Raw genomic sequence first — 13,221 nt, forward strand, 5'->3', positions numbered from 1 at the left:
ATAGGGTTTAAAATAAGAATAGATAACAGGTAAATGAATGACTATATTTTACCATGAACAGCGTATTAGCGCATACTCATAATCTGCTAAGGAGTCATTCAGTGAAAGCACTTATTCAGCGCGTAAGCCGTGCCAGCGTCGCGGTTGATGGCAATTATGTTGGCAAAATTGAGCATGGAATATTAGCTTATATTGGGTTGGGACATGACGATAGTTTGCAAAGTGCACAGCGGTTAGTAGATAAAATCCTTACTTATCGTATTTTCGAAAACCATGTTGAAAGTGATAGCGACCCTGCTAAGCGTGGTAAATTAGACCTGAATGTGCAGCAAGTTGGTGGTGGATTGTTATTGGTTTCACAATTTACCCTGATGGCCAACACCAATAATGGTCGTCGGCCGGATTTTGGTGGCGCGATGAAGCCCGATGCCGCGCAATCATTATTCGCTGAGCTGATAGCTTATGCAGAAACTCAGTATCATATAACTGCCAGCGGGCAGTTCGGGGCTAATATGCAAGTCGAGAGTATTAATGATGGGCCGCTGAATTTTTTATTAGAAGTATAGAGGCTCTAGAATATATGGCTCAATAGAGCTAAAAGTAAATTTAAGGCTAAATTGTCATCAAGTCGTCATGATAATACTGTTTAATAACAGTAGTGTGGCGAGTTTTTATAGTGACGCTACCTTAAAATAGACACAGTATGGTTGTGAGAAGTTTTCGAAGCCTCTGGAGTGATGCAGTCACACAGCAAGCTAGAAAAATTTTATTGGCTATACGAAGTCATATATGAATTTAATTTCTTTAGAAGATGAGCCACTTAACATCTCCCTTCTGACTAAGGCTGTCGTATGCAAAATGAGCAAATTTTGATTGTCGAAGATGAGCCGGCAATTCGTGAAATGATTGTCATGACCTTAGAGATGGCAGGATTTGACTGTTTGCAAGCCGTTGATATACCCGAAGCGCACCAACAAGTAGTGGACCATCGTCCCGCGCTCATTTTGCTAGATTGGATGCTGCCAGGTGATAAAAGCGGCGTTGATTTTTGCCGAATGCTCAAAAAAGATGCGCTACTGTCTGAGATTCCGGTCATTATGCTCACGGCTAAAGGCGAAGAAGACCATAAGGTGCAAGGCTTAGATGCTGGGGCGGACGACTATATTACCAAGCCATTCTCAACCCGTGAGTTGGTCTCGCGTATTAAGGCGGTGCTGCGCCGGAGCAGTTTGCTAAGTACGGATAAGCCCATTGAAGTGGCAGGATTGAGCCTTGATCCCAAAAGTCAGCGGGTCAGTGCGGAGGGCAAGGTGATCGATATTGGGCCGACTGAATATCGATTGTTGGCGTTTTTTATGAGTCATCCAGAGCGCGCTTATACCCGTACTCAGCTGCTTGACCAAGTTTGGGGCGGTAATGTATATATCGAAGACCGCACCATTGATGTGCATATTCGCCGTCTACGCAAACTATTACAGCCTTACGATTGTGCCACCTTAATTCAAACCGTACGCGGCACTGGTTATCGGTTTTCTAGCTTAGTTGAACAAGAGTGATTACGCAGGAATAAGGAGTGATTTCTATAATTTTATTATTCTGATTACTGCTTATTAATAGGGTTATTCATAAATAAGAGTATATATTAATGGCTCCTAGGATATTTTTCTGACATTTCTAAAGGTAGTGCACGTTTATGATGACGCCTGCGGATAATAAGACACAGCCAGCACCGCGTTATGCGCTGTTGTGGGCCGATATATGCTGGCTACTATTTTGGCTAAGTAGTGGGGTGGCGCTGGGTTTATATACTTCATACCTGCTAGAAAGCGTGATTGTGGCGCTGTTGTTGTACAGTTTATGGCGAATGTACAGCTTACATCGCTTTAATGCTTGGATTAACAAACCAGTGAATACGCCGTCCCCAGAAATGCTTGGCGGGCTTAGTGTAATAGCCTCTCAGCTGTATCAAAAACGCAAACAAGAAAAGTTCACCCAACAAAAATTGATGGGACTGGTTAAGAAAATCAGAAGTTCTTTATTAGCCCTACAAGATGCGGTTATTTTGCTCAACGATACTGACGGCTTAGAGTGGTGGAACCAGGCAGCAGAAGACCTACTAGTACTACAGTCTAGTGACCAAGGTAATAGCATTTTTAATTTGATTACTGTGCCGGAGTTTCGACAGTATTATCAAACAACGGCCGCGCCAAATAATGGTATTCATTTGGTATCGTGGAAAAACCCCGAGCGCTATTTAAAATGTGAAGTGACCCATTTCGGTGGTGAAAAGTTGCTGATCATTTATGACGTCACGCGTTTACAACATCTAGAGCAAATGCGCCGTGATTTTGTCGCCAATGTATCGCATGAACTGCGGACGCCATTAACGGTACTAATGGGCTATCTTGAGACCTTTTCTGATCAGGCAGATATTGCGCCACAGTGGCAACGCGGTTTTAAACTTATGACCCAACAAACTGCGCGGATGAACAGCATTGTCAACGATTTATTATTATTATCCCGATTAGAAAACGAAGAAAAGCCTGCGCTCAGCATGATAGATATGAGCCGGTTGCTCACCCAGCTATTCGATGACGCTAAGGTCTATAACAAGGAATACGAGCATCAGATTAGCTTGCAGGTAAATACTGACAGCAATCTATATGGTGCGGAGTTGTATTTAAATAGCGCCTTGTCAAACTTGGTGGTTAATGCCATCAAATATACCCCAAAAGGCGGTAACATTATTATCAGTTGGACTGCGACTGCACAGGGTTGCTCGTTTGCAGTCACTGATGACGGTATCGGTATTGCACCACAGCACATCGCCCGTTTAACCGAGCGTTTTTATCGGGTCGACAGTGGACGTAGCCGCGCTACAGGGGGTACTGGCTTAGGTTTGGCGATTGTGAAGCATGTTCTTTATCAACACCAAGCTAGCTTAAATATCGAGTCCAACGAAGGACAGGGTTCGATCTTTAGCATCTTGTTTATGCCTGCCAGTATCTGTGCCCCCGATACTGACGTGGCCACCATAACAACAAAAAATTCAGATAGCGCAGACACTAGAGCTAGTACAGATAGCACAAATAATGTAGATAGCATAAATAACATAAGTAGCATAAATAATATAAGTAGCAATGACCTAAAAAATTCAGAAAAAACTTAAAGTCATTATTTATCTTTGAGTAGTAGCGGATAAGGATTGACCGCGCGGCCATTAATATAAATACCGTAATGAACATGTGGTGGTGTGCCTTTAGCATTACCACTGTTACCGACATAGCCGATAATATCACCGGCGTCTACCCAGTCTTTCGGACTGATATCCGCGAAGTCTTCTAAATGTGCGTAATAATGCCCCGCACCCCCAGGACCAACAATGACCACAACACGTCCGCCAAGTCTATCGTCTCCAACCTTGCTGACTATCCCTGCTGTTGTGGCCTTGATTGGGGTACCACGCGGTGCAAAGATATCAATGCCTTCATGCGAGCGTCCTTCGCTACGAGCACCACCCCAAGTATCAGTAAGATGCTGTTCTGGTAGTGGGCTTGGTAGACTGTTCTCTTGAGGTAATTCTTGTTGCATGAGAGTGAGCCGCTGCGAGGTCACTTGCACAATAGACCATGATCGCTCTGCAATGCTTATCATAACCAGTTGTAGTATAAATAAGAATAAAATCAAGACAGCCGCTTTGGCAATGGTTTTTATAACTGTCGCTATTATCATCAGCATGGTTAGCGCCGATACATATTTATGAGTACGTTTAGGAGTCTGGCGCTTATTTAATATTGGTGGCGGCATAATAATGATCTTAAGTATTGCGTTTTAATTACTACCGCAGCATAAAAAATGCAGCCATTGCGTGGATTATGATAGAGTAAATGCTAGTAAATAAGGAACAAATGTACAATCTGTGGATTACTTAATAATCAATTAAGCTTATTTTATTACTGGTTCCCAGATTTAAATTACAGCGAAGGTAAATAGAAATTGATAATAAGAATTAACCATTTTTATATTTATTATGCGTAATTAGTAGCGGATTGACAACTAACTTACAACGCCCAGAAATGCTCTGTGTATATCCATAGATTTGGTTAACCTAAGTTTCGAGCAGGCCTGCAAGGTGTTCGCCGCGGTACTTGCTGAGCGCGTCGTTTGCTATCAGAAACTCGGGCCAGCTATGCCACTGCCGATGATGCTAGGCTAAGACAAAGTTCTCGAGACTATTCACCCTTATCTTGCCTATAACGAAGTCGAAAAAGCGATGGCGGCTAATAAAAGTAAGCTAAGGTATTTCGGCGTATGTTGGTACAGGTGGAAAAACATATCGCTAGTGTCGCGGTTGAGACATTTCTGGCGCTAACACTGGCCACACTATTGCGCCAACGTCTGTTGAATTTTGATAAACAAGGAACTCTTATGCCAACGATTGTAGAAAAACCGCCCATCACGAAGGCCCGCAAACATATTCCATTGGTAGAAGTTCTAGAAGCCCGTGCGGCCGATAGTTGGACCCATACCCGCAACGACCAACCACGCGGTTATATTGATGCAAACAAGCTACAAGAATTGTGGATCCATACTGGTACCGCCTGCAATCTGGCCTGTCCGTTCTGCTTGGAAGGCAGTCACCCTGGTGATGGGCGCATTCCTGGGATGAAACTGAGTGATGTTAAGCCGTTTATTCATGAAGCTCTAGACATGGATGTGGAGCAGTTTTCTTTCACTGGCGGCGAGCCTTTTGTGATTCGTGATTTTGTCAATATCCTCAATTATGCCAGCCAACATCGACCCTGCTTTGTGCTTACTAACGCCACCGAGCCGCTACTGAAGCGTCGGCATCAGGTGTTACCCCTACTGAATAACCCCTATCCCATACATTTCCGCGTCAGTCTGGATTTCCCTGACCGCGCCCGCCACGATAAAGATCGAGGCGACGGTAGCTTTGATCAAGCACTAGAGGGTATACGCTGGCTAGTGGATCAGGGCTTCAAGGTATCCATAGCGCGTCAGACCGACGACGACGAAGTACCGGCTAAGGTCGAAGCTAGGTTTCGAGAGATATTCGAGGCGTGGGGTATTCCCCAGAATCTGGCGTTTACGGTATTTCCTGACTTAGGTATACCAGGCTCGGAAGATGGCAGTCCAGAAATTACTGAAAACTGTATGCAGAAATATCCTAGCGTTGAGAGTCGGGCACATTTTATGTGCACGTATACGCGGATGTTGGTGAAGAAGGGTGACTCAGTGAAGGTATATGCTTGTACGCTGGTGGATGATGACCCTCAATATGATTTAGGTGAGTCGTTGGCCGAGAGTATGAAGGAGCGAGTTATGCTGCGTCATCACCGATGTTTCTCTTGTTATCGCTATGGCGCTAGCTGTTCGGCTCCTGCTTAGTTCAGCTTTTGGTGGGTTGGCCAGGGGGATTCACCTTAGTATTATCAACTGGGAAATTCTGACTTTGTAGTTAACGGTCTGGACAGATGGGTGAGCGCAGGCTTTTAGACATTGAGTATTGGTTGTTCTAAGGTATTGAGTTGTAAGTTTAGAAAATAATCGCAAAAAATGTGATGCCTTTGGAAGTGAATTAACGGTTTATAGTAAAAAAATCAACGGCATGAAGCCCATTGGCAGCAGGTTTCCGACGTATTTCATGGGTGGTCGCGACTTATTTGATACAAATAGTGGTCTTTAATAAAAATTAATCCGATGGTTTCCATGGCAGGCATTTGCCGCGCCATATTGCAATTATAAAAAACCAAAGGGAAATAACTGCCCATGGGCATTACTGAAGCCACGCTATTTTGGGGGTTTTTGCTGGCTTACGGCGTGATCATGTACGTCTTGTCACCAAAAAGTAAAAGTTCGGAGTCATTCTATAAAGGTACGGATGATCAAGGCAAACCAGTAGGGCAATGGTCGCTGACGGCCAGTATTTTTATTAGTTGGATCTTCGCTAAGTCAGTGACCAATGCCGCTAACTTAGGCGCTTCTTATGGGGCAGTGGGTGGTTTGGCTTATGCCAGTTATTGGCTGTCGATTCCAGTGGCTGGCTATGTAATCTACCTGATTCGCAAACAGACTGGTGCCCGCAGCTTGCAGGAGTTTCTAACGTCGCGTTTTGGCCGGATGGCATCTCTGGCGTTTGCAGCAGCTATTCTGATTCGGTTGTACAACGAAATCTGGAGCAATACCGCGGTAGTAGGTGGTTATTTTGGTCTGCCTGGGCAGTGGCAGTATTATACTGCCGCCATGATATTTACCGCGTTTACCCTGGCCTATAGTCTGAAAGGTGGGCTACGCTCTTCGATCTTTACTGATGTGATTCAAACCTTTGTGTTCGTGTTCTTTTTGGGTGCGGTGCTGTTTATGATTTTACCCGCTAACGAGCCTGGCACGCTATTGCGGGAGGGTAGTTTTCAACTGGATTCAGGAATGGATTTGCTACTGGTAGCATTGCTGCAGTTGTTTAGTTATCCTTTCCACGATCCAGTATTAACCGACCGAGCATTTGTTAATAATGAAAAAAAGATGCTTAAGAGCTTTGTGGTGGCAGGATTATTAGGTTTTGTAGCGGTGTTTATCTTTAGTTTAGTGGGCGTTCATGCTCGGCTGAACGGTATCGATGCCATGGGTAATGCGCCGGTGGCAGTGGGTCGTTCGTTAGGACTGGCGGCATTGTTTTTTATGAGCGTGATCATGATGACGTCTGCTGGTTCGACACTGGACTCCACGTTCAGTTCCCTGGCCAAATCATTGGCTGTGGATCTGCCGCGCCTTGCGCACCGAGCGACCACTCGTCTTCCTAGCATGCGAGTGGGTGCTACGGTAATGGTAGTTTTTGCGTTACTGGGCAATATACCTATGTTTGCTGGTACTGACATTTTGGCCGCAACCACCATCTCTGGCACCATGGTGATGGGATTGGCGCCAGTATTTTTGTTTTATCGTCTTACCCGCTGGTCGCCGTGGAGCTTTCATCTCAGTTTTTGGACTGGTCTGACGCTAGGTATTGCATTGGCAGTAGGTGTTATCCCAGCCAGTTGGGCGATTGGCGAAGGCAAATATGGACTGTTGTTAGGAGTAAACGCTTGGGGCTTTGTACTGTGTACGTTAGGCTTTTTTATACCATTACTGGTGGCCCGCTGGCGACGCGGACCGACAGCAGTGTTACACTCTTGATGGCAGGTTTTATACCAGTCTCGATCTCAGCATCTCAGCATCTCAGCATCTCAGCATTGAGTCGTTCAGTGTTCGGAGGCTTAAGTATCTGATGTGGTAATAAGCATCTCATGCTGTAAGCTGTTTGTAGTTTCTTGCAGTAATTAATAGTTAGCTATCAGGCGGCTTTAAAAAACTCTATTATTGCCTATAACTATTGCCTATAACCAGTAGTCAAACACTGGAATAGTAATTATTTGCTCATCAGCTTTATTACCGATATCATCATTAGTAGTGTCGGTACTTATTGTAACCAGCTTACGAGTCTGGCACTTATTTGACGCTAGGGGTGGCGGGGTAGTCACTCTGAGTACTCTTGTTTAATGGTTATCGCAGCGCAAAAATGTAGTAATTGCGTATTGTTGAATCGCCGCTGCCGCGAGCCTACGCAGCTTATGGTAAGATAAATGCTGGTAGAAAAGGTATAGATATATAATTTATAGATTTTTTGATAATGGGCGATGTCCACCTTATTGCTATGTTCGCTCCTTACATTTCAGCCATTAAATATACCAGACTGCTAATAAAATTTAATCATATTTATGGCTGTTATGCTTAATCAGTATATCGTTGACCCACATCTCAAAACGCTAAAAAATGTATAGTGTGGGTATAGAAAGTTGGATAAATGGGGCAATTAAATATTCGTTTAAGCCAACAAACCATTAAAAGTAATCTGAAAAACCACACAAAAATGATCATTTAAGTAAAAATTAAGGGCATTATATGCAAATGAAAATTAACAATGACACTTATGAAGTCATAACCAGTCAAGATATCACTAATATTGAAAAAGCAGTGGATAAATCAACCCTAGCTATGCCTTTAGTCGCGGTTTATTGTGGCTCACGTTTGGGTAATAGCGATATCTATGAGCAAGCGGCCCGTGACTTGGGTCAAGCATTAGCCGAAAATGGCATGGGTTTGGTATATGGCGGTGCCAGCATTGGTCTGATGGGTGCAGTAGCAGATGGGGTGATTAAGAATGGCGCACAGGCAGTTGGTGTGATTCCAACCTTTATGCTCAAACATGAGATCGCGCATCAGAAACTAACACGCCTACATTTAACCGATACCATGCATACCCGTAAAACAGTGATGGCAGAATATGCTGATGCGTTTATCACCTTACCAGGTGGTCTAGGAACGCTAGAAGAGATTATGGAAATCGCGACATGGCGACAGTTATATCAACACGAAAAACCGATGATCATTCTGAATATTAATGGTTTCTATGATTGTCTAATTGAGCATTTGAAATATACTGCTGACCAAGGGTTTATGAAGCAGCAAGATCTTGAGCGCTTAGTCATCTGTAACACTATTGGCGAGGCTATTGAACTATTACAAGTTATCGTTAAAATTGATGATAAAGTGGATACTGATACTATGGTTGGTAACTAGGTCAGAAGTTAGGCCAGAAGTTAGGCTAGTAATCAGGAACTGAATAATATCGAGCTGTCCCTTTACTTAAGTAGTTATTAAAATGACCACGCAATAAAAAGGCGGGTGCCAAGCTAATCGTTAGCTTGGCACCCGCCTTTTTATTGTTATCTTGTTATCTTGTTATCTTGTTAATTTTATCTACTTGAAAGTACCCATTGCTCTGAAAGTATGCGCTACTGCCAAGTTTTTACAACCAAGCAGCATTAGGGTTAAATACTGGTTTGAAGCGTTACCATTAAGCTGGGGTCAAGTCACAGGTCCAACTGTCGATAGCGGCGCCGCAAATACTGTTGTTGACCTCAGCCATAGCAACTGGGAATCCACGCTCTTCAGCTAATACACGCGCCACGGCATCGATAGTGGCACTATCATTATGGGCTAAGTACTCCCATTCATGAGTGTAACGGCTGAGATTGGCTGGCAAATCATTGTCTATTAATCCAAGCTCGATTAACTGATCAACAATTTCATCTGCAGCAATCAGCGTCGATGATGCCTTAACGTTTTCAGCGCGCGCATAACGTATATTGGGGTATAAACTAACATCGGCAACCCGCAAGGTATCATCATTACCGGGAATTTGCTGACCACCATATAAGGCATTACCAACAGTATGTGCACTGTTGAATGTAGGTACAAACTCTGCCACGTATTCGATGGATTGCTGACTGCGCACTTGTAGCGGTGTTTCATCCCAGCCATCTTCAATATAATGTACATATTGCTCGGGTAATTTAGGTTGAGCACTATCTTTACTAGAGGCCACCAGACCATCATCAAATAAAGTAACTGACTTACTCATACCATGGATCTGATAGTAGCCGCCCGGATAGGGGGTAAGCTGTGCCATACCTTGAGGCGTACCGCGTTGGCCGTAAATAATAATTTCTGGTATCTGTCCACCAGCCTCGCCCCAATGAGTAATATAAGAGGATTTAAACTCAACCATACGAGTCACTTCAACGCCGACCATATCGTCAATTACGCCAGTGCGAAAGCCGCAAGCATTGACTAAGTAATCGACTTCAATAGTGCCAGCGCTCGCTTCATTATTCTGTTGATAATCAATACGCCATTTAGTGACATGATGATTAGCGTTTGAACAGTCAGTACAATCAACAGCCACCACTTGCTTCACCTGAGTATCAGTAAAGACATGGGCGTGATCATAACCTTCTAAAGCCAATTGCGCAGAAGCCGCCAAGCGGAAAATATTCCAGCCATATTCTTGCACGACAATCAGTGGAAACTTAACCTTGTTCAAATCTAAGTACTTAGCAACCGGTATCATCCACTCATCGACCGTGCTGGGCGCAGCGACTTGCTCAAACTCAGACAGCTCAATCAACCGTTCGTGACTATATAGCTGGTAATAATCTTCAGGGTCACCTAAAACTTTATTACTAGGATCTTGTGCAATAAGATCACGATAAGCGTCTGTTAAAATATCTAACCGCGGTAGCAAGTCCTCCGGTATACCGTCATCACGCGTCGGCACTGCGAATACAGTGGGGCGTACATCGATGGTATAGGGATAAAGGCGTAGAATATCGATACATTGTTCAAGTAGGGCCACGCAGTCCTCATCAGGGATTTCGCGGTATAGGTTACCCCCAGCGTGTAAATGACACATTGGTGGGCCATCAATCAGCGAGGTTTTCTTTTCAAATAAATACGTCTCAAGCCCTAATGCGGCCAGACGAATAGCAATAGTGGCACCTGCTGTACCACCACCAAGAATACCAACGCGCTTCGAGACATCACCCTGTGTTGATGGGTGCTGATTATTCACAGTCATGTCTTTGGGTATATTATTAAGCATAGTTGCCTCGTGTTTGACGGCTTGGGATTGAGCTTTTATAGAAGATTGGTTCATTATCGTGGTCATATCCTTTCTATTGTAAGCAAAGTAAGCGTTAGCGTAAGCAAAATAAGAAATAAATGTGGTTGTAAGGTTTTAGCTTAATAGTTTATGAGACAGATATTTTTATGTTTTTATATCGATAAAGCTGATATGCGTGCTCTCTTCTCTAACTTCAATAGGTAAGTTAATAATATGATGGTTTAGTAATACTAATTTTATGTTTCAAATTGTGTAGATGTTCTTATCATGCATGTGACCAGTGTACGAAACTTTATGATAGATATCTTAATAGATACGTAAGCAGATACATGAGTTTTGTCAGTAAACAGCTATAGGCGATCCCAGATAAACAAATGTTAATAAAAACGATTAATTTACAGAGCTGGCTATGTAGGGACAAGACTAATTAATTACTACTTATGTGATAAAACAAGCGTTTTAGTTTATTCAATTTGTAATTTTTACACACTTTTGTAAATCTATATAACACTAGAATCATCGGTTTTAGAGCACGTGCTATATTAAAAAAGTTTCCTGTGGCCAAACAAATAGAGGTAATGGTTACCAATCGCTATCTTTGGTTTACTCGTTTATGTTTTAGTCATAATGAATAGAGGTAGACTGGTTAATTCGAATTTATCTAAGGCTTAGGAAATCTTAACAAAAAGAAGGTTTAAGAAACAATTTAAATAAACAATATTGTTAATGATTAATTTATAAGGAAATTACTATGAAACGTATTATTATGTTGTCTGCACTAACAGGCGTTTTAGCTCTTACAGGATGTTCAACATTAAAGAACGTGGTCGGCATCGATAAATCAGGCACTCATGAGGTCCAAGCGACCAGCAATAATATAGCGCCAGTAGCCAGTAAAAATGGCATGTTAGTCGATTCGGCTAATAATATGACCTTGTATACCTTTGATAAAGATTCAATGAATAAGTCAGAATGTGTTGGCGATTGCCTGAAAGCTTGGCCTGCACTTACAGCTCCTAGCAATGTTAAAACTAGTGGTCAATTCTCAACCATTCAACGCGACGACGGTTCTTACCAGTGGGCCGCAAATGATAAACCGTTATATTTCTTTGTTAAAGACATGAAAGTCGGTGATATGAACGGCGATAAAGTGGGCGGCGTTTGGCACATAGTAAAAACCAAATAAATCCTATTATTGATGATATTCAGTTAATAACAACAGGTCAGTACCGAATACTAAGACCAAAAAAAGCAGCCATTATGGCTGCTTTTTTATTATGAGCTATCAGTAATGGTTGTCAGCAATGATGACCTAACCAGATTAGTCGTAATAGCTTAAATTTACTTCGCCTTTTTTTCTATCAGCTCGCCATCGATCTGAATAGGAACATTAGTGGTAATGCCGTCTGCAAAAGTAGTCATACCGTAAGCCGCACGATCAATGTTACCAGTCGCACGAAAGCCAATGACGGGTTTGTTGTTCATAGGACTGTTAGCGATTTTCTTTAGCGTTACGTTCAAGGTGAGTGGCATAGTCTTACCCAATAAGGTGAAGTCACCGGTTACTTTAGCTTGCTGCGGATTGATAAAGTTCACTTGGGTCGACTTAAAGGTCATAGTTGGATATTTGGCAACATCAAAAAAATCGTCCGTCTTTAAATGCTTGTCACGAGCAGCCCACGCGGTATTGATACTGTCAGTACCAATAACAAAATTCATTTGAGTCTTATTGGGAGTCTTAATGTCGTAATTGAGAGTGCCATCAACGTCGTCAAAGCGACCCATAGTGGTTGAAAACCCTAAATGCTCTACAGAAAATCCAACACGAGTGTGAGAGTTGTCCAGTTGCCACTGGGTAGGTAAGGCGGCGCCTGCAAAAGTGGTCATCGCAAGAGCTGATGTGATAAGTAAGGTCTTCGCTGTTCCTGCTAATAAAAAGTTTCTCATTATATGTTGTCCTATATAGAGTATTATTATAAGTTGCTGTATTGTAGATAGCACCTATCATTTATAACTTATAAGTGCTTGAAAGTCAGTAGCTTTATTAATAAAATCTTAACAACGCTGGTCAAGTATAAGCCATTAGACCGTGAGTTATGAGCTTGAAGCACCCTATTCAATATGATTATATAACTGCGAATGAATTCTATCACCGTCTTGACCCTGACTTGCTTGCATCAAATAGTAAAAACCGTTAAAATCGTCGTTTAATTTTCCCGCTGGGGAAAGGCTAAGTGAGCAGAAGTGTGGTGTTGGGTGCTGGAATAAGCCAGTGACGTAGCTGCCAGACTAGTAGAGGTCCTTAGTGCCTCAGTTACGTATGTTATAGTCGGACAACTAGTCCATAGGCCTGACATACATCGGACATAGAGAGTTTATTATGCGTAAAGATATCCATCCTGATTACCATGACGTTTTGTTCCATGACACTAACGCTGACGTGTTCTTTTTGACCCGTTCAACTGTTAAAACCAAAACCACTCGCGAACACGAAGGGTCAGAATACCCATACTACCCACTTGATATTTCAAGTGCGTCGCATCCCTTCTATACCGGCGAGCAACGTAAAACGTCTACCGAAGGCCGTGTGGCTAGCTTTAACAAGCGCTTTGGTGCATTTGGTGGCCGCAGTAAGAAAGTTGACACTGACTCTGCTGAATAAGATTCACGTATTATGTGACCTTACTTTGCCGATGCAT

Annotated in this window: 11 protein-coding genes; 8 read left to right on the plus strand and 3 right to left on the minus strand. The window is 42.9% G+C overall.

The genetic code is table 11. The annotated features are described in order from the left end of the window. Nucleotides 1–101: 101 nt before the first annotated feature. From dtd to phoR, 3 genes are all read left to right on the plus strand, one after another. Entirely contained in the window at nucleotides 102–566 is a 465-nt protein-coding gene (gene dtd / locus RCH20_RS10015; RefSeq protein WP_327193501.1) for a D-aminoacyl-tRNA deacylase, read from the plus strand. A 285-nt stretch (nucleotides 567–851) separates the two neighbouring features. After that, nucleotides 852–1,556 carry a phosphate regulon transcriptional regulator PhoB gene (gene phoB / locus RCH20_RS10020; RefSeq protein ID WP_209956310.1) on the plus strand — a complete coding sequence of 235 codons (705 nt, stop codon included), beginning with the start codon at nucleotides 852–854 and terminating at the stop codon, nucleotides 1,554–1,556. 137 nt (nucleotides 1,557–1,693) lie between these two features. After that, the gene (gene phoR, locus RCH20_RS10025; protein WP_327193502.1) at nucleotides 1,694–3,169 is read left to right on the plus strand and encodes a phosphate regulon sensor histidine kinase PhoR; all 1,476 of its coding nucleotides are present in this window, start codon (nucleotides 1,694–1,696) and stop codon (nucleotides 3,167–3,169) included. Nucleotides 3,170–3,174: 5 nt separating this feature from the next. On the opposite strand, the gene RCH20_RS10030 is transcribed toward phoR, so the two are convergent. Next, nucleotides 3,175–3,654: a M23 family metallopeptidase gene (locus RCH20_RS10030; RefSeq protein ID WP_209958868.1), complete on the minus strand. Its 480-nt coding sequence runs from the start codon at nucleotides 3,652–3,654 to the stop codon at nucleotides 3,175–3,177. Nucleotides 3,655–4,428: 774 nt separating this feature from the next. On the opposite strand from RCH20_RS10030, the gene RCH20_RS10035 reads away from it, so the two are divergent. From RCH20_RS10035 to RCH20_RS10045, 3 genes are all read left to right on the plus strand, one after another. Further along, the gene (locus RCH20_RS10035; protein WP_327193503.1) at nucleotides 4,429–5,409 is read left to right on the plus strand and encodes a radical SAM protein; all 981 of its coding nucleotides are present in this window, start codon (nucleotides 4,429–4,431) and stop codon (nucleotides 5,407–5,409) included. Nucleotides 5,410–5,790: 381 nt separating this feature from the next. Continuing rightward, entirely contained in the window at nucleotides 5,791–7,194 is a 1,404-nt protein-coding gene (locus RCH20_RS10040; RefSeq protein WP_327193504.1) for a sodium:solute symporter family transporter, read from the plus strand. A gap of 765 nt (nucleotides 7,195–7,959) precedes the next feature. Next, complete coding sequence (locus tag RCH20_RS10045) at nucleotides 7,960–8,637, plus strand: TIGR00730 family Rossman fold protein (RefSeq protein WP_209956313.1); 678 nt, start codon at nucleotides 7,960–7,962, stop codon at nucleotides 8,635–8,637. Between the two features lie 277 nt (nucleotides 8,638–8,914). Here the strand turns inward: RCH20_RS10045 and RCH20_RS10050 are convergent, their stop codons facing one another. Further along, the gene (locus RCH20_RS10050) at nucleotides 8,915–10,477 is read right to left on the minus strand and encodes an FAD-dependent oxidoreductase (RefSeq protein ID WP_209958869.1); all 1,563 of its coding nucleotides are present in this window, start codon (nucleotides 10,475–10,477) and stop codon (nucleotides 8,915–8,917) included. Nucleotides 10,478–11,273: 796 nt separating this feature from the next. Here RCH20_RS10050 and RCH20_RS10055 point away from each other — a divergent pair. Next, a complete protein-coding gene (locus tag RCH20_RS10055; protein WP_327193505.1) occupies nucleotides 11,274–11,708 on the plus strand; it encodes a COG4315 family predicted lipoprotein in 435 nt (144 codons plus the stop codon). Between the two features lie 155 nt (nucleotides 11,709–11,863). Here the strand turns inward: RCH20_RS10055 and RCH20_RS10060 are convergent, their stop codons facing one another. Next, nucleotides 11,864–12,469, minus strand: a complete 606-nt coding sequence (locus tag RCH20_RS10060) for a YceI family protein (protein ID WP_327193506.1) — start codon at nucleotides 12,467–12,469, stop codon at nucleotides 11,864–11,866. Nucleotides 12,470–12,902: 433 nt separating this feature from the next. Here RCH20_RS10060 and RCH20_RS10065 point away from each other — a divergent pair, with 433 nt between their 5' ends. Next, nucleotides 12,903–13,184, plus strand: coding sequence for a type B 50S ribosomal protein L31 (locus RCH20_RS10065; protein ID WP_327193507.1), 282 nt, complete (start codon nucleotides 12,903–12,905; stop codon nucleotides 13,182–13,184). The last annotated feature ends 37 nt before the right edge of the window (nucleotides 13,185–13,221 follow it).

This window comes from Psychrobacter sp. PL15 (assembly GCF_035984995.1).
Lineage (GTDB): Bacteria > Pseudomonadota > Gammaproteobacteria > Pseudomonadales > Moraxellaceae > Psychrobacter.